The sequence below is a fragment of the Nocardiopsis sp. MG754419 genome, assembly GCF_018207095.1.
Classification (GTDB): domain Bacteria; phylum Actinomycetota; class Actinomycetes; order Streptosporangiales; family Streptosporangiaceae; genus Nocardiopsis.
The window spans coordinates 1-22,826 of record NZ_QOCZ01000091.1; the positions used below are offsets into that span (position 1 = coordinate 1).

The 22,826-nt window shown below is 71.3% G+C and carries 24 protein-coding genes and 1 riboswitch; of the genes, 14 read left to right on the forward strand and 10 right to left on the reverse strand.

Translation table 11 applies throughout. The features are described from left to right. Positions 1-286: 286 nt before the first annotated feature. Complete coding sequence (locus DSY14_RS17505; protein ID WP_211717655.1) at positions 287-1,012, reverse strand: SDR family oxidoreductase; 726 nt, start codon at positions 1,010-1,012, stop codon at positions 287-289. 150 nt (positions 1,013-1,162) lie between these two features. On the opposite strand from DSY14_RS17505, the gene DSY14_RS17510 reads away from it, so the two are divergent. After that, entirely contained in the window at positions 1,163-1,822 is a 660-nt protein-coding gene (locus tag DSY14_RS17510; protein WP_211717656.1) for a TetR/AcrR family transcriptional regulator, read from the forward strand. 370 nt (positions 1,823-2,192) lie between these two features. Here the strand turns inward: DSY14_RS17510 and DSY14_RS17515 are convergent, their stop codons facing one another. From DSY14_RS17515 to DSY14_RS17540, 6 genes are read right to left on the reverse strand one after another with little or no spacing between them, the layout of a single operon-like run. Further along, positions 2,193-3,236, reverse strand: coding sequence for an LLM class flavin-dependent oxidoreductase (locus tag DSY14_RS17515; RefSeq protein ID WP_211717657.1), 1,044 nt, complete (start codon positions 3,234-3,236; stop codon positions 2,193-2,195). A gap of 2 nt (positions 3,237-3,238) precedes the next feature. Next, complete coding sequence (locus tag DSY14_RS17520) at positions 3,239-3,514, reverse strand: tautomerase family protein (RefSeq protein ID WP_211717658.1); 276 nt, start codon at positions 3,512-3,514, stop codon at positions 3,239-3,241. Between the two features lies 1 nt (position 3,515). Beyond that, entirely contained in the window at positions 3,516-5,003 is a 1,488-nt protein-coding gene (locus tag DSY14_RS17525) for an aldehyde dehydrogenase (RefSeq protein ID WP_211717659.1), read from the reverse strand. After that, positions 4,996-5,727 (reverse strand): alpha/beta fold hydrolase, encoded by a 732-nt coding sequence (locus tag DSY14_RS17530; protein WP_211717660.1) that lies wholly within the window; start codon positions 5,725-5,727, stop codon positions 4,996-4,998. The genes DSY14_RS17525 and DSY14_RS17530 overlap by 8 nt, the downstream gene beginning before the upstream one ends. Positions 5,728-5,733: 6 nt before the next feature. Then, entirely contained in the window at positions 5,734-6,285 is a 552-nt protein-coding gene (locus DSY14_RS17535) for an amino acid synthesis family protein (protein WP_211717661.1), read from the reverse strand. Further along, positions 6,282-6,911, reverse strand: coding sequence for an amino acid synthesis family protein (locus DSY14_RS17540; RefSeq protein WP_249188053.1), 630 nt, complete (start codon positions 6,909-6,911; stop codon positions 6,282-6,284). The genes DSY14_RS17535 and DSY14_RS17540 overlap by 4 nt, the downstream gene beginning before the upstream one ends. A 239-nt stretch (positions 6,912-7,150) precedes the next feature. Here DSY14_RS17540 and DSY14_RS17545 point away from each other — a divergent pair, with 239 nt between their 5' ends. Genes DSY14_RS17545 through DSY14_RS29475 form a run of 4 tightly spaced genes read left to right on the forward strand, consistent with a single transcriptional unit; the run spans position 7,151 to position 10,526 of the window. Beyond that, positions 7,151-8,830: a BCCT family transporter gene (locus tag DSY14_RS17545; protein WP_211717662.1), complete on the forward strand. Its 1,680-nt coding sequence runs from the start codon at positions 7,151-7,153 to the stop codon at positions 8,828-8,830. Further along, the gene (locus DSY14_RS17550; protein ID WP_211717663.1) at positions 8,817-9,242 is read left to right on the forward strand and encodes an ester cyclase; all 426 of its coding nucleotides are present in this window, start codon (positions 8,817-8,819) and stop codon (positions 9,240-9,242) included. Before DSY14_RS17545 ends, DSY14_RS17550 begins: the two co-directional genes overlap by 14 nt. 27 nt (positions 9,243-9,269) lie before the next feature. Beyond that, positions 9,270-9,773 (forward strand): flavin reductase family protein, encoded by a 504-nt coding sequence (locus tag DSY14_RS17555; RefSeq protein ID WP_211717664.1) that lies wholly within the window; start codon positions 9,270-9,272, stop codon positions 9,771-9,773. Positions 9,774-9,812: 39 nt separating this feature from the next. Beyond that, the gene (locus DSY14_RS29475) at positions 9,813-10,526 is read left to right on the forward strand and encodes a GntR family transcriptional regulator (protein ID WP_211717665.1); all 714 of its coding nucleotides are present in this window, start codon (positions 9,813-9,815) and stop codon (positions 10,524-10,526) included. 276 nt (positions 10,527-10,802) lie between these two features. Here the strand turns inward: DSY14_RS29475 and DSY14_RS17565 are convergent, their stop codons facing one another. After that, positions 10,803-11,657: a helix-turn-helix domain-containing protein gene (locus DSY14_RS17565; RefSeq protein ID WP_211717666.1), complete on the reverse strand. Its 855-nt coding sequence runs from the start codon at positions 11,655-11,657 to the stop codon at positions 10,803-10,805. A gap of 236 nt (positions 11,658-11,893) precedes the next feature. Here DSY14_RS17565 and DSY14_RS17570 point away from each other — a divergent pair, with 236 nt between their 5' ends. Next, on the forward strand, positions 11,894-12,397 hold the full coding sequence (locus tag DSY14_RS17570; RefSeq protein WP_211717667.1) for an SRPBCC family protein: 504 nt from the start codon (positions 11,894-11,896) through the stop codon (positions 12,395-12,397). Between the two features lie 184 nt (positions 12,398-12,581). On the opposite strand, the gene DSY14_RS17575 is transcribed toward DSY14_RS17570, so the two are convergent. Then, positions 12,582-13,100, reverse strand: coding sequence for a DUF4188 domain-containing protein (locus DSY14_RS17575; RefSeq protein ID WP_211717668.1), 519 nt, complete (start codon positions 13,098-13,100; stop codon positions 12,582-12,584). An 81-nt stretch (positions 13,101-13,181) separates the two neighbouring features. Between DSY14_RS17575 and DSY14_RS17580 the strand changes: the two genes are divergently transcribed. Continuing rightward, a complete protein-coding gene (locus tag DSY14_RS17580; protein ID WP_249188055.1) occupies positions 13,182-13,787 on the forward strand; it encodes a MerR family transcriptional regulator in 606 nt (201 codons plus the stop codon). Between the two features lie 109 nt (positions 13,788-13,896). Here DSY14_RS17580 and DSY14_RS17585 read toward each other — a convergent pair whose 3' ends face one another. Beyond that, on the reverse strand, positions 13,897-14,736 hold the full coding sequence (locus DSY14_RS17585) for an SDR family oxidoreductase (RefSeq protein ID WP_211717670.1): 840 nt from the start codon (positions 14,734-14,736) through the stop codon (positions 13,897-13,899). Positions 14,737-14,899: 163 nt separating this feature from the next. Here DSY14_RS17585 and DSY14_RS17590 point away from each other — a divergent pair, with 163 nt between their 5' ends. The 7 genes from DSY14_RS17590 to DSY14_RS28825 form a co-directional block, all read left to right on the forward strand. After that, positions 14,900-15,796 (forward strand): helix-turn-helix transcriptional regulator, encoded by an 897-nt coding sequence (locus DSY14_RS17590; RefSeq protein WP_211717671.1) that lies wholly within the window; start codon positions 14,900-14,902, stop codon positions 15,794-15,796. A gap of 455 nt (positions 15,797-16,251) precedes the next feature. After that, positions 16,252-16,689, forward strand: a complete 438-nt coding sequence (locus tag DSY14_RS17595; protein ID WP_211717672.1) for a methyltransferase domain-containing protein — start codon at positions 16,252-16,254, stop codon at positions 16,687-16,689. Positions 16,690-17,113: 424 nt separating this feature from the next. Beyond that, positions 17,114-17,232, forward strand: a riboswitch (SAM riboswitch). Between the two features lie 70 nt (positions 17,233-17,302). Next, positions 17,303-18,400: a PotD/PotF family extracellular solute-binding protein gene (locus DSY14_RS17600; RefSeq protein WP_211717673.1), complete on the forward strand. Its 1,098-nt coding sequence runs from the start codon at positions 17,303-17,305 to the stop codon at positions 18,398-18,400. After that, complete coding sequence (locus DSY14_RS17605) at positions 18,397-19,473, forward strand: ABC transporter ATP-binding protein (RefSeq protein WP_211717674.1); 1,077 nt, start codon at positions 18,397-18,399, stop codon at positions 19,471-19,473. The genes DSY14_RS17600 and DSY14_RS17605 overlap by 4 nt, the downstream gene beginning before the upstream one ends. Next, a complete protein-coding gene (locus DSY14_RS17610) occupies positions 19,473-20,339 on the forward strand; it encodes an ABC transporter permease (protein ID WP_211717675.1) in 867 nt (288 codons plus the stop codon). The genes DSY14_RS17605 and DSY14_RS17610 overlap by 1 nt, the downstream gene beginning before the upstream one ends. Next, positions 20,332-21,165, forward strand: a complete 834-nt coding sequence (locus DSY14_RS17615) for an ABC transporter permease (RefSeq protein WP_211717676.1) — start codon at positions 20,332-20,334, stop codon at positions 21,163-21,165. Before DSY14_RS17610 ends, DSY14_RS17615 begins: the two co-directional genes overlap by 8 nt. Then, positions 21,162-22,826: hydantoinase/oxoprolinase family protein (locus tag DSY14_RS28825; RefSeq protein ID WP_211717677.1), on the forward strand; the 1,665-nt coding region annotated here is incomplete at its 3' end. The genes DSY14_RS17615 and DSY14_RS28825, both read left to right, overlap by 4 nt.

The window sequence follows — 22,826 nt, forward strand, 5'->3', positions numbered from 1 at the left end:
GCCGCGGGCATGTTGTACATGGTGGCCGCCTCCATGGACCTGCCCGCACGCGCGGCGCACGACGCCTGGGCCGACCGCTTCCTGGCCTCGGGCGCCTGACGACCCCTCTCTTCACGGGGCCGCCGCACAGGCCTTGGACCGGCAGGGCGCCGGCCCCACCGTGGCGACGCGCTGTGACGCCACACGCCACACGCCACACGTCGCCGTGGTCGGGCGATCGGGGAGGGGCGGACCGCGGTGGACCCTGTCCGGCCCGGGTGTTGCGCCCCGGCCGTGCGGCGGTGGGCTACAGGCCGTCGGGGTGAGGGTGGAGCTGTTCGACCCGGTCGCGTGCGGTGTACATGTCCCAGTAGAGCTCGGCGAGGTCGTCCGGGTCGACGACGGGGAACTCCGGGGTCGCTCCCTCACCGGTTCCGGTCCGGGCCACCAGGTCGCTCATCTCACTGCGGGCGATCGTCGCGCCGACGGAGATCGTGCCGACGTAAATGCCCTGCTCAGCCAGTTCGCCGTGGAGCGAGTACAGGTAGTTCCGGGCGGCCGCGCCCAGCGGAGCGAGGCCACTGAGGCCGGGCATGGGGTGGACCGCCGTGACCCCGCTGGTCAGGAGGAAGGCGCCATCGCCCCGCTCGGCCCACTCCGGAAGTACCGCCTGGACCACCTCCACGGGCGTGAGAAGGAACATCGCGAGGCCGCTCTCCAGGGTGGCGGCGTCCACCCGAGAGGCCGGGACGAAACTCTGGTCGGTGCTGAACGGGCCGTACTCGATGACGTCGATGCGGCCGAAGCGGTCGCGGATCTCCGTGATCAGCTCCGGCACCCGGTCGGTCCGGGACAGGTCCGCGGTGAAGCCCGCGGCCTCGATGCCGTCCCGCGCCAAGTCGTCGACGAGCGTGTCCAGGCGCTCTCGGCGGCGCGCCACCAGGGCGACACGGAAGCCCGACCGGCCGAAACGGCGGGCCAAGGAGGCACCCAGGCCGGTACCGGCGCCGAACACCGCGATCACTGCGGACATGAGGGTGGGCCTCCTCGCTCGCATCATCTTGACCCAATGGTCAACTTATGATCCGACGGTAGCATGAAGATTGACCCAAGGGTCAAGTTCTGCCGTCGGGTGGGACGCGGTGAGGGACGCACGGGCCGAGAGCACAGGAGGAACCCCGGGATGCGGGTCGACGCGCGACGGAATGCCGAGAAGCTGCGAGCAGCCGCCGCCGAGCTCTTCCAGGAGCGCGGCCTCCAGGTATCGCTGAAGGAGATCGCCCGCAGGGCGGGGGTGAGCCACGGCACGCTCTACAACCTGTTCGGCACGCGAGAGGCCCTCATCGACGAGGTGGTGACCGATCGCGCGGCGGGCCGCCTGGACGAGGCCGCGCAGCAGGCCCTGGACTGCGAGGACGCCTGGGAGGGGTTCGCGCACTACGTCATGAGGCTCTGCGAACTCCAGGCCACCGACCCCGTCGTCGCCGACGTGGTCGGTGGTCGTTACCCGGGGGCGGAGCGCCTCATGGACGCCTGCGGCCGGAGCATGGACGCCGCGCGACGGATCGTCGAGCGGGCCCGGGAGGCCGGGGTCCTGCGCCCCGACTTCGGCCACGCGGACCTGGTGTTCGCCTTGACCGCCAACGCGCTGCTCGCGCGCGCGACCGCCGAGGCCGTCCCGGACGCCTGGCGTCGCCAGGCCTTGTTCCTTCTGGACGGCCTGCGCACGCGTGCCGTCCGCGACCTCCTGCCGGCGGACGAGGTGACCCGGCGACAGGTGCGCGACGCTCTGGAGGGTCCGGCGAGGCCACCGCACCCACCGTCGCCACACTCCGGCGTGTGAGGCCCGCGTGCCCCGCCCCGTGCAGGGTCCTCCCATCGACTCAGGACCCTGCGAGGACCCACCGTCGGCTCCTGGGGTCGGCCCCGTTGCGATCCACGCGCCGCTCGGCTTCCGGGCACGATCGATGGCACGGGTCGAGCCACCCGGCGCAGGAGCGTGCCGCTCGCCGTGCGGCCGGTTCCCCGGACGCACGGCGAGCGCGGGTCGGTGAGCGGTCCCGACCGGTCCCGGACTCGGACGGGACCCGCGCCCCGGTGGGGCCGGTGCGCCCTGGCGGTGGAGCCGGGTCCACCCGATGGCGGGGTGGGTTCGACGTCCGGCGGTCGCCTCCGTGCCGCCGGACGTCGTACTCCCGTCCCCGCGCCGGTTCCTAGCGGAAGTGCGGCATGACCTCGTCGATGAACAGTTCGAGGGAGGCCCGCTTGGCCTTGTGCGACAGACTGTTGTCGATCCAGAAGCTGTACTCGTCGATCCCCAGCTCCTCGTAGCGTCGCAGCCGTTCGACGACCTCGTCCGGTGTGCCGATCACCGCGGTCTCGCGCAGGGACTCGGGCTCGAACTCCGGGCGCTCCGCGAACTTCGAGACCGGGCTCGGCTCCAGGAACCCGTTCACCGGGGTCTTCCTGTTCCCGAACCACGCGTCGAAGGTGCGGTAGTAGCGCTGGATCGCCTCGGCCGCCGGACGCCATCCCTCTGGATCCTCGGCGCCGTGCACGTGGGTGTGCCGCAGCACCATGAGCTCGGGCCGGGGCACCTCGGGGTGGTCGCGGACCGCTGTGTTGAACTTGCCCACCAGGTTCTCGACCTCGCCGATGCCCTTCATCAACGGGGTGACCATGACGTTGCATCCGTTGGCGACGGCGAAGTCGTGCGAGGCGGGGTCGCGTGCGGCGACCCACATCGGCGGGGTCGGCTGCTGGACCGGCTTGGGCACGCTGGTGGAGGTCGGGAACCGCCAGATCTCCCCGTCGTGGGCGTAGTCGCCCTGCCAGAGCGCCCGCACGGCCGGGACCAGTTCCCGCAGGTGCGTGCCGCCGTCGGAGGCGGGCAGCCCTCCCGCGACGCGGTCGAACTCGAATTGGTGGGCGCCCCGGGCGATGCCGATCTCGGCCCGTCCACCGCTGATCACGTCGAGCAGGGCGGCCTCGCCCGCGGCCCGGACCGGGTTCCAGAAGGGTGCGATGATGGTGCCCGCGCCGAGCCGGATGGTGGAGGTGCGCGCCGCCAGGTAGGCCAGCTGCGGGATCGGGCTCGGCGAGCTCACGTACTCCATCGAGTGGTGCTCGCCGATCCACACCGTTCCGAAACCGCCCGCCTCGGCGATCTGGGTGAGTTCGGTCAGGTTCTCGAACTGCTGGGAGGGGCTCTCGCTCTCGTCCCAGCGCTCCATGTGGGCGAACAGGGAGAATCTCACTGCTACTCCTGGTTTTCCGTGTCGGGGAACGACCGCCTGTCGGTGGTGTCGTCCGTGGATGGGCCGGCGCCCGCCGCGCTCGTGTCCGCGGCCCGCATCTCGGCGAGCGTCACGTCCCCGGTGGACCAGTGGGTCCCCGGAACCTCGTGGACGACGATCCGGACGTACTCGGGCCGGGTGTTCGTGGTGCGCAGGACCGCGGCGTGCACCTGGTGCATCAGGTCCCGGATCTGGCCGGGGGAGCGGCCCTCGGCCAGGGTGATGTCGACCTGGGGCATCTCAGCTCCTCAGGACGAAGGGGTCGGCGACGGGCTCCTCGCTCGTGTTGATCCACACGCTCTTGAGCCGCGTGTACTCCCGTATGGTCTCGGTGCCGTGTTCGACCCCGACGCCGCTGTTCTTGAAGCCCTGACGCGGCGACATCGGCGACATCGCCCGGTAGGTGTTGACCCACACGGTCCCCGCCTCCAGACGCGTGGCCATGCGGTGGGCGCGGGCCAGGTTCGAGGTCCACACGCCCGCTGCGAGCCCGTACTCGGTGTCGTTGGCCAGGCCCAGGACCTCCTCCTCGGTCTCGAACGGCATGACGGCCAGGACCGGACCGAAGATCTCCTCACGCACCACGCGCATGCCGTTGTCGACGTCGACCAGGATCGTGGGCTCGTAGAAGTAGCCTCCGAGTCCACCGTCCGAGGATCGGCCGCCGGTCAGGACCCGGGCCCCCTCGGTGCGACCCGCGTCGACGTATCCCGCGACCTTGTTCCGTTGTTCCTCGAACGCCAGGGGACCGAGCTCCGTGGCCTCGTCCAGGGGGTCGCCGATCCGGATGCGTTCGGCCCGCTCGCGGACCCGTTCCAGGAGCTCGTCGTAGACCGACCGGTGGGCGAACACCCGGCTGCCCGCGATGCAGGTCTGACCGGCGGCGGCGAAGATGCCGGCGACGACGCCCATGGCGGCGTTGGCGACGTTGGCGTCGTCGAACACGATGTTGGGCGACTTACCGCCGAGTTCGAGGGTCGAGCCGATGAAGCGGCCGGCCGTGGTCGAGGCGATGCGCGAACCCGTGGCGGTGCTGCCGGTGAAGGAGATCTTGGCGAGGTCCGGGTGGTCGACCAGGGCCTGGCCGGCCTCGGCGCCGAAACCGGTCACCACGTTCACCGTGCCCGGCGGGAAGCCGGCCTCCACGACCAGCTCCGCGAGCCTGACCACGGACGCCGAGGTGTACTCGGAGGGCTTGACCACCACGGTGTTCCCGGCGCACAGGGCCGGCGCCAGCTTGCTGCTGGTCAGGGTCAGCGGGGAGTTCCAGGGCGTGATCGCTCCGACGACGCCCAAGGGCTCCCGCGCGGTGTAGTTGAGCACCTGACGGTCGGACGTCGGAATGACGTCACCGTGGATCTTGTCCGCCAGGCCCGCGTAGTAGTGGAAGTACTCGGGCAGGGCCGCCAGCTGACCGCGCATCTCCCGCAGGAGCTTGCCGTTGTCCAGGGTCTCCATGCGGGCGAGTTCGTCGGCGTTCTCGGCGATGAGATCGCCCAGACGGCGCAGGAGGTGCCCGCGCCTGGTCTGGCTGAGATCGCGCCACCGCGGGTCCTCGAAGGCCCGACGGGCGGAGGCCACCGCGCGATCGACGTCGGCCGCGCCACCGCGCGCCGCCCGGTACAGCGGTCGCCGGGTGGCCGGGTTCGTGCTCTCGAAGTAGTCGCCGGAGGCGGGTTCGACCCACGCGTCCCCGATGAGGTGGTTCAGCTTCTTGAGATCAGTCATGGGCGTGGTCTCCGATGAAGGCCGTGAGGCACTCGACGAGCGCTTCGGGCCGTTGGACGGGGAGCATGTGGCGTGCTCCGGGCACGATGACGGCACGGCAGTCCGGCAGCGCCGCCGCCAGACGACGAGTCATCTCGGGTGTGGACCCGGGGTCGTCCTCGCCGGTCACCGCCAACGCGGGTACCTCGACGCGCCGCAGTTCCGGGGTCAGTTCGGCGTCCGCGGTCGCGAACACGCGGTAAGCGTGCAGGAAGGACGCCGGGTCGTTGGCGAGCAGCGTCGTCTCGGTCCGGCGCACCCACACGGACGGGACGTCGGTGCCGTCGTACCACCGGCGCAGTGAGGCCGAGGCCGAGGCCGCGAAGTCGGTCCGGGCCGCCTCCATCCGTCCGAGCACGGCGTCCCGCTCGGCCGGCGTCCGCTCGCACACCGAGCTGACCGAGGTCAGCGTCGCCACGAGGTCGGGTCGGTACCGAGCGAGGTGCTGGGCGACGAGAGCACCGAGCGAGAAGCCCACCACGTGGGACCCCGTGGGGATCGCGTCGGCCACCCCGAGGGCCAGGTCCGCCAGTGCGGTGCCCTCCGGGACGGGGGTCGCGCCACCGTGCCCGGGGAGATCGGGGGTCACGACGGTGAAGCGTGCGGCCAGTGCCGCGGCGACGGGTTCCCACATGGTGTGGTCGAGCCCGACACCGTGCAACAGCACGACGGTCGGTGTGGTCATGGCCGCCTACCGCTCGGTGGAGAGGTCGGCCAGGCGCTGCTGGGGGCGTCCCTGGGAGGCCGCGGCGAGCGCGATGACGATCTCCCGCGGGTGGGGGGCGTCGGAGATCCGCACCTCCACCGTCTGGTGGTGGGAGCGAATCGTCGCGTCGGTGATGTGCTTGAGCGGGATGTCGAACACCGTGCCGACCGCGCCGCGCTTCTCGACCGCAGGGAGCAGGGTCGTGGCGTTGGCCGCCTTGCGGAAGTGGTCGCCGAACTTCAGCGTGTGGATCAGGGCCGAGCCGTGCTCGACCTCGCCGTCGAGTCCGACGATGGCGGCCTTGCCGTAGGCCTCCACCGGAGCCCCGAGCGCCTCCAGGACCTCCGGGGCCAGGAGCGCGCCCAGGTCCGAGGCGGTCGCGTCGATGCCCGGGCCCAGGTCCTCGACGAACCCCTGTCCGGCCCACGGGTTGTCGATGACGGCGGCCACGACGGCGACGCGGGCGGCGGGGCTGACCGGACGGCCGCCCTCGGCGCGGATCTCCTCGACGTGGGTGACGATCTTGCGAACGTTCATGACAGGACTTCCTCCAGGTTCTCCTTGGTCACGGCGAGGTCGGTGGTGCGGTCGCCGATACGCGGATGCGGTCGGGGTCCCGTCGACGCCGCCGCGATGACGACGATCTCGTCGGCACGCGGTGCGTCGGGGACGCGAGCGCTGATGGTCTGGTAGTGGCTGCGGGTCGCGGCGTGGTTCTTGTGCCACAAGGGCACGACCAGGTCCTCACCGGCCTCCGCGCGGGCGTCGGCGAAGCAGATGATGGACTCGCCCTGCAGGAACTCCCGGACGAGGTTGCCGAAGAACGGTGTGTGGATGAGCGCTCCCGCGTGCTCGATCTCGCCGGCGGTGCCGACGATCGCGGCCTTGCCGAAGGCCTCGATCCGGTCCGCGCCGCCCAGGGCGGCGATGAGCCGGTCCGTGAGGAGTTCGGCCAACACCGGAGCGACGCGCCCCTGCTCCTCCGACAGATCGGTGCACGGTTCTGTTCCGATCCACGGGTTGCGCACCACGGCGGCCACGCTGGCACGCCGTGCGGGGAGGGCCGGACGCGCTCCCGCCTCGGTGACGACGACGTCGCGATAGGTCACCAACTTGCGGAGGGCGATCCGCTCCGCTGGGGAATCAGTGGCGGTCTCTTGCATGCCACAGACACTAGGACCCACATGTATGCAAGGTCAAGGGCGGATCTGATCCGTTCTCGATCGCGTCCGCACCGGCGGATCCTTCTTTTCTACGTCTGTATTGAACTGCGGTTATTCGGGTTCTCTCCGTGGTCGAAGGAGAGAATGCCGGCCCCGCCCTTGACACTCGCCCTGTGACGTGTCTTACGATCCTTGGCATGCCAGACCCACTTCGGTGGGTCATCGACACGAGGAGTTCCATGTCCGAGCAACCTCACGCGGGTTTGGATACGCACCGCACGAGACCACCGGAGGAGCTCGCCGCCGACGCCGACGACCCCGGAACCGACAGGACGGCGCCGGAGCGCCGCGAGGTCTCCGGGGGCGGGAGCGGACCGCCGGACCGCCATCACGGCCCCGGTCGGCTCGGTTCGGTCTTTTGGACCTCGATCGCCGTCGCCGCGATCTTCGTCGCCTGGGCGGTGCTGTTCACCGAGAACCTCAACAGGGTCACGGCGGTCTCCCTGGACTGGGTCACCGCCTCGTTCGGGTGGAGTTACCTGATCATCACCCTCGGGATCCTGGTGTTCCTGGTGTTCCTGGCGTTCAGCCCCGTGGGCCGCACCAGGCTCGGCAAGGACACCGACCGACCCGAGTTCTCGACCCTGTCGTGGTTCGCGATGCTCCTCGGCGCCGTGATGGGCATCGGCCTCGTCTCCTACGGTGTCGCCGAACCCATCTCGCACCTGGCGACGCCGCCGCACGGTCTCGCCGAACCGAACACCCCCGAGGCCGCGGTCCGGGCCCTGCAGTACTCCTACTTCGACTGGGGTCTGCACGCCTGGGCGGTCTTCGCCGTGTTCGGTCTCGCGATCGCCTACTCGACGTACCGCAAGGGCCGCCGGCCGTTGGTGAGCCAGCTCTTCACGCCGTTCCTGGGCGACCGGGTCAACGGCCCGATCGGCAAGGCGATCGACGTGCTCTCCGTCTTCGCGACGCTCTTCGGCACCGCGACGTCCCTGGGTCTGGGGGCGCTCCAGATCAGCAACGGGATGGGGCGTCTGTTCGGGATCCCCGTCGACTCCGTCTCCCAGGTCCTCGTCATCGCCGCGATCACCGCCATCTTCACCATGTCGGCCGTCACCGGCATCAACAAGGGCATCAAGCTGCTGAGCTACGTCAGCGGCACCATGGCGATCGGGATGTTCGTGTTCATGCTGGTCGTGGGCCCCACGGTCTTCCTCGCCAACCTCTACATCGAGTCGATCGGCCTGTGGGCCAGTGACTTCTTCCGCATGAGCCTGCAGGGCGCCGCCTTCGGTGACCTGGAGTGGATGCAGGGGTGGACCTACTTCATGCTCGCGTGGTGGGTGTCCTGGGGGGCGTTCGTCGGGATCTTCCTCGCCCGCATCTCCCGCGGGCGCACCATCCGCGGCTTCATCCTGGGAGTGCTGACGGTCCCGAGCGTCGCCTTCTTCACCTGGTTCGCCGCCTTCGGGGGCACGGCCATCCACGTCGACCTGTTCCAGGGCGGAGACATCGCGGACCAGACCGCGGCCGACTTCGGCAACGCCTTCTTCGCGACCCTCGACCACCTCCCGCTCACCACGGTGACGTCGATCATCGCCGTTCTGCTCGCGGTCATCTTCTTCGTGACGAGCGCCGACTCCAACACGTACGTGCTGGGAACGCTGACCTCGAACGGTTCCCTCGACCCGAGCCGTCCCGTCCTCGTCCTGTGGGGCCTGGTCACCGGCCTCACGTCGATCGTGCTCATGCTCGCGGGCGGTCTCGACGCCCTGCAGAACACCGTCATCGTCACCTCGCTGCCCTTCCTCGTGATCATCGCGAGCCTCACCCTGGCCCTGGGCCGGGACATCGCGGCGGACTACCACGCCGACACATCCGTGAACAAGGAGAAGACCGATGTCGCACACTGAGTCCCGCCGAGAGCTCATCGAGAGGGTCTGGGTCCAGGCCTGGAACCTCGGTGACGTCGACGCGCTCGATGACCTGCACACCCCTGGCTACCTGCGTCGCAGCGCGGAGTCGCGACCCCAGGACCTGGACGCCTTCAAGGCGTCGATCCTCGCCACCCGTGCCGCGTTCCCCGACCTGACCACGACCGTCGACGAGATCGTGCTCGAAGGGGAGAGAGCCGCGATCCGCTGGCACAGCATCGGCACCCACCAGGGCGGCCTGCTGGGGGTGCCGGCCACGAACCGGTCGGTGCGGGTCGGCGGTGCCACCTTCGCCCACTTCGAGGACGGACGGATCGCGGAGGAGGTCGTGACCTGGGACCCCCGGGCACTGCTCTCCGCGCTCGGCATCATCAGCGTCGGCCAGGACTGATTCACCACCACACCAAGGAGTACCCTCATGCGCACGCTTCCCGCGAAGCCCGCCACCGACCTCATGAAGCAGGTCAACCGACAGTTCGTCACCGGCGTCACGGTGGTCACGGCACTGGACGGCGACACCCCCAAGGGTCTGGCCGTCAACGCCTTCTCCAGCATCTCGCTGGACCCGGCCGTGGTCATGGTGTGCGTCCAACACACCTCCTCCACGCACGACTGTCTGTTCAGGGCCGACCACCTGGCCATCAACATCCTGTCGACCGACCAGCTCGACGTCGTCCAGCGCTTCGCGGGCAAGTCCGATGACAAGTTCAGGGAGATCGACTGGGCCCCGGGACCCTTCGGGAGCCCCCTGATCGCCCGCAGCAGCGCCCGGATGGAGGCGGAGATCCGGGAGCGGCTCCAGGCCAGCACCCACACCGTCTTCATCTGCCGGGTGGTCCACGCCGACGTCACCGACGGCTCGCCCATGGTCTACAGCGCGGGCCGCTTCTTCGACGGTGGAGCGCTCCCCCCTCTGGGATAATCGGCATCGAGGTCCCGACACGAACAAGGAGGTGCCCCAGTGGCGCCAGGCGCGCGCGGATCATCCCCCACATCCATCCAGGCCACGGTCATCGAGGAGTTGCGCGGGCGTATCATCAGCGGTGCGATCGAGCCGGGCACCCCGCTCGCGGAGCTCGCCCTGGCCGAGGAGTTCGGCGTCAGCCGCACCCCGGTCCGAGAGGCCCTGAAACAGTTGCAGACCGAAGGGCTGATCGAGATCAGGCCCCGGGTCGGGACCTTCGTCGCGGCTCCGTCCCGACGGGAGATCACCGAGCTCTTCGAGATGAAGGAGCTGCTGGAGGGCGCCGCGGCCCGACTCCTGGCCCAGAGGGGGAGGGTGCCCGAGATCGAGCGGTTGGAGCGCAACCTGCGCGAGTCCGACGAGGCGGTCGCACGCGACGATCGGGAACGGTACGCCGAGCTGGTCCACGAGTTCCACGGCCTGCTCGTCCAGGGCGCGGACAACCACAAACTGGAGGCGCACTACCGGACGTTGATGAACCAGCTCGCCTATCCCCGCCTCGTCATGACGTCGCTGAACCAGCCCGGGCGTGCGCTCCAGTCCGACCGTGAACACCACCATGTGTTGGAACTCGTGATCGCCAAGGACGGCGACAGCGCGGAACGCGTGATGCGGGAGCACGTGAGGGAGAGCCGTCGCGCCCTCTTGGCGGGCCTCCCCCTGACCGGCCCCTCCGCCCGAGCCCGGAACGGGGTCGCCTCGGTCCCGTAGCCGTGCGCGGCGGGGTCACCGCCGCGCCCCGGCGCCCGGACGGCCCCGGTTCGGTGGTCCGTGCGGTCACCACCGGGGCTCTGGCGCCTGAGCACCGACGCGCACACGGCGGTGGCCGCGCACCGCCGGGCCGTGCTCGAGCGCACCGTGGATTCCGAGAGCCGACCCCGGCGCCCGGGCACGACCCGGGCACGACCCGGGCCCGACCACCGGGGGAGTCCCGGTCGAGGGAGGAGCCCGGGGCGGAACCCGCCCGCGTGGCGGCGCCCGGATCGGTCAGGGCCCGGGGACGATGCCGGCGGCGCAGGCCAGGGCGAGCCTGCTCGCGTCCTCGCTGTCGGGGTCGGCGGTGTACACGACGACTTTCAGCCCTGTCCCCGCGTCGGTCAGCAGGTCGCAGGTCACGGTGATCGGGCCGACGGTGGGATGCAGGATGGTCTTGCGGTCCTCGGTGTGGTGCCCCACCGCCCCCTCACGCCACAGCCGGGCGAAACGCGGGTTGCCGTCGAGGGTCCGACGCAGGGTCGCGGCCAGGCGCGGGTCGTCGGGAAAGCGGGCGGAGGCGCTGCGCAGGTCGGCCACGATCGCCCGCTCCACGCCCTCGGTGTTCGCCGAGATGACCGGCCGGTGGGTGTGCTCCCCGTCCTGCGGGGTGGGGAAGTGCAGCCTGACCAGGCTGCGTGCCTCGGGCTCCCGGGGTGAGGGGTCGCCGAGCACCGAGGCCCAGCCGTGGTTCCACCACACCAGGCGCCAGTCCGCGGCGAACACCGCTGCCGGCGCGTCGCCCAGACGGGTGAGCAGGCGCTGCATGCCGGGCGGGATGTGGTCGCTGATCAGCCCGTCTCCCGGGGGGAGGAGCCCGGCCAGCAGGTACAGGTGGTCTCTTTCGTCGTCGTCCAACCGCAGGGCACGGGCGAGCGCGCCGGCGACCTGCGACGAGGGTGTCCTCGCCCGTCCCTGTTCCAGCCGTACGACGTAGTCGACGGATATCCCCGCCAGGTCCGCGAGCTCCTCACGGCGCAGACCCACGGCGCGTCGCGCGCGTCCCGCCGGTAGGCCGACCGCCGTCGGGGGGAGTCGGTCGCGCCAGGTCCTGAGCGCCGCCCCCAGCCCGGTCCCGTCCCTTGCCATGGGGCCATTCTCCACCATGAGCGCGGCCCCGAGGTGGTACTGCGAGTCCTACCGAGGAACCGTCCCTGGTCGCCGCACGCGCATCCCCCGAGAGTGGGGTCATGACCACGACACCGAGTTCCGCGACGTACCAAGGCCGCGCCCTCGCGCACCGGCCCGGCGGTCCCGCAGACCCCTTCCTCGACGATTCGACCCGGGACAGCGGGCGCCCCGTCGACCAGGGAGAGGGGTGAACGATGACCCTCATCGGACCCGCGGACCGCACCGTCCCCGTCACCGTGCAGACCCGCACCTCCCTTCCCCCGGTTGCCGTGTGCCGCATCATCGTCCCCATCGACCTGTCCCTGGTGTTCCAGGGCTGGGGGCCGTTCCCCGGAGTGCGCGGCGCGCGCGACCAGACCGGTCCCTGGGACGCCGTGGGCCGGTCCCGCAAACCGGATCTGACCGACGGGTCGACCGCCGTCGAGCGGCTCACCGAGTTCACCGCGCCGCACTCCTTCGCCTACGAGATCACCGGGTTCACCAACGCCCTGCGCCACGTCGTGACCGGGGTGCGCGGTGAATGGACCTTCACCCCGGACGGCGCCGGCACCGTCGTCCGGTGGACCTACGAATTCCGACCTCGCCCAGGGCGTGCCTTCGCCCTGCGGTGGATCATCGGCCCGCTGTGGAGGCGGTACATGCTCGTCGGGGTCGTGCGCGCGGCGCGCGCGGCGGAACGCATCGCCCACGAGGGCTGAGAGCGCGGTCGGTGCACCCGTGAGGGCCACGACAGCGCTCTCGCGGGCCGCACGCGAGCCGGTTCCGATCGTCGGACGCGGTGCCCGTCGTGCCTCTGGTCGACCGGCACCCGTCGTGACGGGTCGGGCCGTGTGCCCGGCGTCCGACCACGGACGAAGCCGGGTCCGTCGGGCGTGTAGCCGGTCATCGCTCCCGGGGGTGGCTCCGCGCATCCTCGGGAGCCGTGGTGGCGCCGTCGGCCAGGCGGGCCCGGGCCCGGTGATGGTGCTTCTCCACGGGCCGAAGCGCCGTCGCCGCGGGCAGTCCCATGACCGGGGTGCCGACGTACACGCTCTCCGCGCGTTCCACGACGTGGGTCTCGTGCCAGATCCCCACGGCGTCCGGGTTCCTCCTCGCCATCGCGTTGAACCTCGTCCACGCGGGCCGGTGGCTCAGCGAGGTGGCGGAGGCGTAGTCGTAGAGTCGGTCGATCGAGGACCAGTACTGCACGATGTGCGGCCCCCGGGCGTTGAGGAGCATTTCGTACCCGAGCAGTCCGGAGTCCGGGTCCTGGGAGAGCTCGCGCAACATGGGGGGCATGAGGCGTGCGACCGGCCACCACAGATCGGGGCGCAGCCACCGGTTGATCGTCATACCGACGTGGAAGACCACCAGTTCCCCGTCGTGGTGATGCGTCATGCGACCCGACACGATCTTCGCCATGATGGCCTCGCTTCATTGGCTAGTAGTACTATCTAATCTAGATCGTGCGACTATCCAATGCAAGGAGGTGCCAGGGTGCGCATGGCAGAGCTGTCCGCCGAGTCCGGACTGCCCGTCGCGACCATCAAGTTCTACCTGCGGGAGGGGCTGTTGCCGCAGGGCGTGCGGACGTCGGCGACGCAGGCGACCTACGGGGACGCGCACCTGCGTCGACTGAGGGTCATCCGAGCGCTGATCGACGCCGGTGTGAGCGTGGCCCGTGCGCGCAAGGTCCTGGCGACCCTCGACGAGCCACCGGACGAGGTCGCCGCACTGCTCGCGGAGGCGCACGCGGCGGTGGCGCCGTCCGGTGAGGAGGACGTCCCGCTCGCCGAGATCGAGGACCTCGCCGAGCAACTCGGACTCCAGTGCTGGACGCACCGGCCCGAGCGACTCGCGGAGGTCGCCCGGGCGATGAGGACCCTGCGCGAGGCCGGGTTCGCGTTGCCCCCGGAGGTCATGCGCACCTACTGGACGAGTATGCGCCACATCGCCGCCGCCGAGATCGCGGAGATCCCGGTCGGCGACCCCGACGAGGCGGTGCGGTACGTGGTCCTGGGCACGGCGCTGGTCGAACCCCTCCTCCTCGCGCTGCGCCGCGTGGCCGAGCAGCTCGCCACCGTCGAGCGGTTCCCCCCGAACCCCTGACGTTCCCCGGTGGCCGTCCCGCGACGGGGAGCCGCGCCCCGTAGGGCCGGGGCGCGGACACACGAGCGGCGCCGGCGATCGTCACCTCGGATCCGGGCCCGGTGCCGCGTCAGGGGTTCCCGGTGTGCGCGGTGGCCGCCGAGGCCTCCCGGATCGGCGCGACCTCGCCCTCGATGAGTTCGGTCATGACGACGCGGCGGTCCAGGGCGTCCTGCCCGACGGGCAGGTGCAGCGGAAGCCGCTCGCCCGACGCGATCCGATGGATGAACGCCGCACCCTTCACGGGGTCGCCGAGTTGAGTGTGGTTGGCCTCCCGCGCCCAGGCGAGGGTGGCGTGGGCCGGGGTGCCGTCGTAGGCGGCGATGCGCGCCTCGGGCAACTGCACGGAGGAGGCGTCGAGGAGATCGGTGCGAAAGACCCCCGGTTCGACCACCATGCTCTGGATGCCGAAGGACCGGAGTTCCACGGCGAGGGACTCGCCGATCCCGGCGACGGCGAACTTGGAGGCCGAGTACATGCTGCCACCCGGTTCCCCCTCGAACCCGGCGCGGGACCCGATGTGCACGAGCTTGCCCCGGCCGGCCCTCCGCATGACCGGAAGGACCGCGCGGGTGGTGTTGATCAGGCCGAACACGTTCACGTCGAACAGCGAACGCGCCTCGGCGTCGGTGATCTCCTCGAGCGCGCCGAGCAGGGCCCGGCCGGCGTTGTTGACGAGCACGTCGACAGTGCCGAACCGGTCGACGACCGCGTCCACGGCCGCGGCGATCTGCGCCGTGTCGGTCACGTCGAGCCGCACCGGAAGCGCGTTCGGATGGTCGCGTACGTCCTCGGGCAGCCGCTCCGGACGACGTGCCGCCGGGGCGACCCGCTCACCCGAGGACAGGGCGGCCCGGGCGATCTCGAGGCCGAGACCGCGAGCGGCGCCGGTGATCATCCACACGGACATGGAAGGGTTCCTCTCGTCGGTGGTGCGCTGACGGACACCGCGTTCTCGTTGCTCATCCAGCGTCGGCGGGGGCGGTGGCACGGAGAAGGACCGGAGTTTCCTAGGACTGATCGGGCGCCCTTCGGCCCTCGCGGCACGGGAAGAGGCTTGGGAGACTGGGGCCATGTCCGATCGACGCGAGCCCCACCTGGCCGCCTTCCTCCGTGCGGCGCGTGCCCGCCTCACCCCGAGCGAGGCCGGCATCGTCGATGTCGGGCGCAGACGTGTGGAGGGGCTGCGCCGAGAGGAACTCGCGATGCTGGCCGGTGTGAGCGTGGACTACTACGCCCGCCTGGAACAGGGACGGAGCAAGAGCGCGTCCCCGGAGGTGCTCGACGCCCTCGCCGACGCGCTGCGGCTCGACGACGCCGAACGCACCCACCTGCACACGATCGCCAGACCCGCTCCCGCCGGCCGCCGGCGGGCCGCCCGACCACAGCGGTTGCACCCGGCGACACGGGACCTGCTCGCGACACTGGGGACCGTGTTCCGGCCCGCCTTCGTGCTCGGACGCCGGTTGGACGTCCTCGGCCAGAACCGGCTCGCCGCTCTCCTGGTCGGCGACTTCGACGGCCTGCCCCAGGCCGAGCGGAACCAGGCCCGATTCGTGTTCCTCGATCCGCACGCCCGTGAGCTCTACATGGACTGGGACGAGGTGGCGGCCGACACGGCGGCCATGCTCCGTCTGGACGCGGGACGGCACCCCGACGACCCCGCCCTGGGCCGCCTCGTGGGAGATCTGTCGATCCGGAGCCCGGAGTTCCGGCGGTTGTGGGCGCGCAATCGCGTGCACCAGCGCAGCACCGGTGCCAAGCGCTACCACCATCCGCTCGTCGGTCACCTCACGGTCACCTACCAAACGCTGACCCCCACGGACGACACCGACCAGATGCTCATGGTCTACGACACCGAACCCGACTCGCCCTCCGCGCACGCCGTCCGGCTTCTCGTGGAGAAGGCCGCGGAACGAGGCACGGTGACCGGGCGCGACCACGGGACCCGGGGGGCGGAGGCCCCCTAGAGGTCCCGTCGGCGCACGTGCGCCCAGGGCCACCGGTCCCCGGGTTCGAGCCTCGGTGCGGGGCGGGGATGACGCCCGCGCGGTCCGACCCCCGAGTGCACCGGGTCGAGGCGGCCGTCACCTCGCTCGACCGCCGCGCGGCATCGAGCGCTCACACGTGCCGAGGATCCACACCGGTGGGGAGGGGATCGGTGTGCCGGCCGCGGGGTAGACCGAGTGGCGGGGAACAGCGACGCGTGGCGGGCACGCCCAGGGTGACCTCGGGCGTCTGTGCGGCGGAGGAGGGGACGGTGCGTTCGGGACGGTCACCGTCGTCGACGGTTCCGCGCCGCGGGGGATGCGGGTGCGATCCCGCCGGGGGAGCCCCTGCGGCCGGTGCGGCCTCGGACCGTGCCGTCCCTGTACGGCCGAACCCGCGCGGGGTCACCGGAACGCGAGCCGGAGGAGGTTCGGCGATGAGTACTTTGTCCCCGCGGCTTGCGGCGATCGTCGACGCATTGCCGCTCGGTTCCGGGTTGCGTGTGCTGGAGATCGGTGGAGGGCCCGGTGCCGCCGCCAGAGCCGCGGCCGGCCGGATCGGTGACGGCCATCTGCTCATGATCGACCGCTCGGCCAAGAGCGTCGCACTGGCCCGACGGAACGCGGCGGACGAGATCGCCGCGGGGCGCATGAGCGTCCGACAGGTCGCCGTCGAGGACTTCGCCCTGCTCGCGGGTGAGGCCCCGTTCGACCTGGCGTTCGCCGTGCGCGTCGGTGCCCTCGACGGGCGGCACCCGAAGGCCGGTGAGGCCGCCCTGCTCCGCATCGCCCGCGCCCTCACCTCCGAGGGGCGGCTGTTCGTCGACGGCGGCGATCCGCTCCGCGAACTGGGCCTTCCACCCCGTCCCCTCTGACAACGACGGTCCGGCGTGTTCTTCAGCCCCGGGTGAGAGTCCGCGTGCGCCCCGGGGCCATCGGAGGCGGGCTTCGTCGCGCCCGCGCCCCGGGGCCATCGGAGGCGGGCTTCGTCGCGCCCGCGCCGGGCGGCGTCCGATCCCGGCGGCCCGACCGCGCAGGGGAGGTGGGGTGACCAGGAGGTCCGCGTGTGTGCCCCTCGCCGCTCCTCCCACCCCGCACCCGAAGGCGCCATCACGCCCTCCACCGCTTCTGGGGGCGCGCGGTTCGGCGCCGGGGGTTCCCGTGTTCACGGGCAGGGGCCGGGCACTCGCGGGGCCCCGACGTCCGGCATGTGAGACATGAGGCCCCTGATTCGGGTGTGATGAGTGGGGAGAATAACTGTTTTGGTAGGAAAAGTGATTTTTCTGGTATGTTCCTGCTGGTCAGGAGTTCCAGCGACAAGCCCCGGCTCGCTGGACGGCAACCCTCCACTGCGGTGGGGTGCCCCGGGTGAGGACACGGTCATCGGCGCATCGGCGCGCTGACGGCAAGCGCAGGGTTCTTCCTTCACATGCCGACGAGCGTCGTTTCCGTGTGCCTCGAACGTGAGAATCGGTGAAAGGACGAACGATGCTGGTACCGCGAGGACCCGGAATCCCCCTCTCCGCCGTGGGCGGCGCCCTCCTGCTCGTGGGCGTCACCGCCTGCGGCGGAATCGACACCTCCGCGGGGGAAGGGTCCGAGGGCGGCGAGATCACCGTCACCGCGTTCGCCGGACCCTGGGGCGAACTCTTCACCTCCTCCTTCGTCGAGCCCTTCGAGGAGGAGACCGGGATCACGGTCAACGTGGTCACCGGCGCCGATGGCGAGTGGGTGACCCAGATGCGCGCCGCCGGCGGCGAGAACCCGCCCTTCGACCTGGTCGCCCTCACCTCCGAGACCTTCCACCAGGCCGTCACCAACGACCTCGTCCAGCCCTTGGAGCCCCAGGACCTGGCCCACTGGTCCGAACTCGACCCGGTCCTCGTCGAACAGTCCACCGTGGACGGCTCCTCCTACGGAGCCCCCCTCACCACCGGCTCCGCCGGCCTCGTCTACCGCACCGACCTCGTCGATGAGGCCCCACAGGACTGGGAGGACATCTTCGACGAGCAGTACTGCGGCCACGTGGCACTGCCTCCCCTGACCTACAACATCGGCCTGCAGTTCTTCTCCGCCGTGGTCGCCTCCGAAGGGGGCGACCTGTCCGACCCCGACGCCGTCGACCGCGCGTTCGAGCGTCTGGAGGAACTCCAGGGCTGCGTCTCCGCCTACCCCTCGGACGCCGGCAACGTCGGCACCGTCCTACAGAACGGCGACGCCTGGATCGTGCCGTTCTGGGACGGGCGCGCCATCGCCATGGAGGAGGAGGGGCAGTCGATCGGCTTCACCTACCCCGAATCCGGTGCGGTCGGCGCCCTCACCTCCTACTACGTGGCCGAAGGTACCGAGAATCGTGAGGACGTCTACGCCTTCCTCGACTACCTCACCTCCGCCGAGCACCAGAAGCCGTTCGCCGAGGGGACCTTCTACGGGGGCGGCAACAGTGGGATCGACTACTCGACCGAGTTCGACGAGCGCATCAGCCACGGCACCGACGTCTACGAGGACTTCACCTGGGTGGACTACGGCGCCGCCACGCCCAACCTGAACGACTGGCAGCAGCGGTGGAACGAGATCTTCCAGTGAGCGAACCGAACTCCGAGCACATCGTCGTCGCATCGCTGACCACGGCCTACGGCGGGACCCGGGTCCTGGACGTCGACCGGATGGCGATCCGGAGAGGACAGTTCCTCTCGATCCTGGGGCCGAGCGGCTGTGGCAAGACCACGCTGCTCCACGCCCTCGCCGGTTTCGTCGAGCCCGACGGCGGCTCCATCACCATCGACGGTCACGACGTGACCGCGGTGCCGCCGCACCACCGCGGCCTGGGCATGGTCTTCCAGAACTACGCCCTCTTCCCGCACATGTCGGTGGCCGACAACGTCGCCTACGGTCTCCGGGCGCGCCGTACTCCGCGCCCGGAGCGGGAGCGGCGCGTGGCCGAGGCGCTGGACCTGGTGGGCCTGGCCGACTACGCGCGACGCCGTCCCCGGCAGCTGTCCGGCGGTCAGCAACAGCGGGTCGCCGTGGCACGCGCCCTGGCCACCCGGCCGGCGGTCCTGCTCCTGGACGAGCCGCTGTCCAACCTCGACGCCCAGCTGCGCCGTGAGATGCGGGTCGACCTGCGCGCCCTCCAACAGCGGCTCGGCATCACCATGGTGTTCGTGACCCACGACCAGGAGGAGGCCATGTCGCTGTCGGACCGCATCGTGGTCCTCAACGGCGGACGGATCGAGCAGGAGGGCTCCCCCCAGGAGATCTACTCCGCCCCGGTGAGCCGCTTCGTGGCCGAGTTCGTGGGTGCGGCGAACGTCATCGAGGGCGTCGGCACGGCCGACGGCGTCGACGTCGACGGGATCCTGGTGCGCACCGGCCTGGACGAGGAGCCCACCGGCCCCGTGTCCCTGGCCCTGCGGCCCGAACGCGTGCGGGTGTCCGAGGGCGAGGAGCCCTTGGGCGCCGACGGGCGCGGCGGCGTCCACGGCGAGGTGGCCCACCGTGCCTTCCTCGGAGACGGCTGGGAGACGCGGGTGCGGGTGGGGGAGGCGCTGGCGCTGAGCGCCCGCACCGACACCGAGCCCCCGCCCCTCGGTGCCCGGGTGACCGCGCACTGGGACGCGGCGAGCGTCATCGCGCTCCGCGACGCGGGCGGCGCCTGATGGCGGCGGTCCGCGGGCGCCTCTCCGGCGTCGGCTTCGTACTGCCCGCCGTGGTGTTCCTGGTGCTGGTGTTCCTGGTGCCGCTCGTGCGGGTGCTGTCGCTGAGCCTGCACCCGGTGGACGGTGCGGGCAACCCGCTCCCCGAGTTCTCCCTGGTGCAGTACCAGCGGGTGTTCTCCGAGACCTTCTTCTCGCAGGCGCTCGTGCGCAGCTTCCAGACCTCGTTCCTGGTCACGGCCTTGTGCCTGGCGCTGGGCTACCCGGTGGCGTACGCGCTGTCCCGGGTCCGCACGGGGGTGCTGCGCACCCTCATGTTCGTCATCGTCCTCTCACCGCTGCTCACCAGTGTCGTCGTACGCAGCTACGGCTGGGTGGTGCTGCTGTCGGCCAACGGCGCCGTCAATCGCCTCCTCGTCGGAACGGGGATCACCGACCAGCCGCTGCCCCTGCTCACCAGCTACACGGCGGTCGTGATCTCGGTGACCCACGTGCTGCTGCCCTTCGCGATCATCCCGCTCACCACCGCCCTGGGCGGTATCGATCCGCACCTGCGACGGGCCTCCCAGAGCCTGGGCGCAGGGGCCGTCCGCACGTTCACGCGCGTCACCCTGCCGCTGAGCCTGCCGGGTGTGGCGGCGGCGTGCATGGTGGTGTTCCCGCTGGCCATGGGCATCTACATCACCCCGCTCCTGGTGGGCGGCGCCAACCAGCCGCTCGCGGGACTGCGCGTGTACAGCCAGATCACGAGTGTCTACGACTATCCCGTCGCCGCGGCGCTGAGCCTGACCCTGCTGGTGCTGACCCTGGTGTGCGTCGCCGCCATGGGCGCCGGTTTCCGTTTCTGGGAGAGGAGGCACGATGGCTGAGACCACCACCGCGCCCCGCGTGCGTCGACGCCCCGCCGTGGCCCGCCACGCGGGACGGATCGCCCTCGGGGTGCCCGTCACGGCGATCCTGCTCTTCCTGGCGGCCCCGTTGGTCGTGCTGGCCGTCAGCTCGCTCAACCCGACCGCGTCACTGGAGTTCCCACCGCAGGGGGTGTCCCTGCGCTGGTACGCCTCGGTGCTGTCGTCACCGGACTGGTCGGTGTCCTTCCGGCTCAGCGGACTGCTGGTGCTCATGGTCGTGGCGACCACGACCGTCCTGGGCACCCTGGCCGCCTACGGTCTGACCCGCGGCACCTTCCCCGGTCGCCGGCTCGTGGAGGGTGTGGCGCTCGCACCCCTCATGGTCCCGGAGATCATCATCGCCCTGGGCCTGCTCTACTACTTCCAGGGCCTGGGCCTGCTCAACAGCGTGCCGGGGCTGTGGCTCGCGCACTCCCTGGTGGCGCTGCCCTTCGCCGTCCGCACCATCATGATCAGCGCCGCGCGGCTGGATCCCGCCCTCGAACGCGCCGCCGCCACCCTGGGCGCCGGACCCGTGCGCGTCTTCCTCACCGTGACACTGCCGCTCCTGCGCCCCGGCATCCTCGCCGGTGCGGTGTTCGCCGCGGTGACGTCCCTGGGCGAGGTCGCGGTGTCGGTGCTCATCTCGGGCGCCAACACCACCACGGTCCCGGTGCGCGTCTTCTCGGCGGTGAAGTTCGAACTCGACCCCTCGGTCGCCGCGGTCTCCACGTTGCTCATGCTCGCGAGCGTCGTGGTGATGGTGGTCGTCGACCGGCTGACCCGACTCACGGAGGCAGTGTGAACCACGACCCGGCGGCCGCGACACCGGCCACCGTTCCCCAGGGACCCCGCGTGGGCATCGACGTGGGCGGCACCTTCACCGACGTCGTGCTCACGTCCGGTGGCGGCACCGTGCACCACAAGGAGCCCAGCACCCCGGACGATCCCGCCCTGGCGGTGGCGCGCGGGCTCGAAGCCGTCACCGCGGCGGCCGGTCTGGCCCCCTCCGACGTCGTGGACATCGCCCACGGCACGACGATCGGGCTCAACGCCATCATCCAGCGGCGCGGTGCCCGCATCGCTCTCATCGTCACCGAGGGCCACCGCGACATCCTGGAGATCGGCCGCAGCCGTATGCCCTCCTCCTTCGACCTGCACGCCGCCAAGGAGACCCCGCTGGTCCCGCGTGAGCGGGTCATCGAGGTCGACGCCCGCCTGGACTCCCGGGGCGGCGTGCTGCGCGATCCCGACGACGCCGACCTCGCCCGGGCCGCGGCGGAACTCGCCGCCACCGGGGCCGACGCCGCCGCCGTGGTCGTCCTGCACGGGCACACCGCACCCGACTACGAGGCGGACCTCACCGCCCGGCTCGCCGCCTTGGTGCCCGAGGTCCCGCTGGTGTCCTCCGCGGCCGTCTGGCCCGAGGTCCGTGAGTACGAGCGCACGCTTGTGGCCTGTATGAACGCCTATATCCAGCCCTTGATGAGTGGCTACTTCGACCGGTTGGAGGAGCTCCTGGCCGACCTGGGCGTGCGTGCCCCGGTCTACATCACCGCCTCCAACGGCGGATCGCTGAGCCTGGCCTCGGCCCGGGCCCGGCCCATCGAGACGGTGCTGTCCGGACCCGCCGCGGGGGTGACCGCCGCGGCCCGCCTGGCCTCGGCGGCCGGCACCGCCGACGTCGTGACGTTCGACATGGGCGGAACCAGCAGCGACATCGCCGTCACCGTCGGGGGAGACCCCGAGTTCGCCGTCAACACGACCATCGGTGGGCTGCCCCTCATCCTGCCGGTCGTGGCGGTCGGCGCGATCGGCGCCGGCGGCGGTTCGGTGGTGCGTGTGGACGACTACGGCCTGCTCAAGGCCGGTCCGGACAGTGCCGGGGCCGACCCCGGTCCCATCGCCTACGGGCGCGGCGGCGTCCGGCCCACGATCACCGACTGCTACCTGGTCACGGGCGTCATCGACCCCGAGGAGTTCCTGGGCGGTCGCATGGAGCTGGACCGGAGCGCGGCCGAGACCGCCCTGGCCGAACTGGCCCGCGCGCTCGACGGGAGCGAGGGTGCGGGCGCGGCCCGCACCGCCGCCGACGGGGCCCTGCGGATCGCCACCGCCGGCATGGCCGTGGAACTGCACAAGACCCTGGCCCGCCGTGGGCTGGACCCCGCGGACTTCACCCTCGTGCCCTTCGGCGGCGCCGGTCCCACTCACGCCGCACTGTTGGCCGAGGAGGTCGGGATCGGCGACATCCTCGTGCCCGCATCGGCGGCCACGCTGTGCGCCCTCGGAGCGGTCGGCGCGGACCTGCGCCGCGATTTCGCGCGCAGTCTGCGTCGCCCCCTCGACGGGGAGTCCGCCGCCGCCGTGCGCGCGGTGCTCGACGACCTCGCCGGTCAGGCCCGCTCCTGGCTCTCCGCCCAGGGGGACCACGAGATCGGACCGGTCCGGATGGAGGCCTCCGCC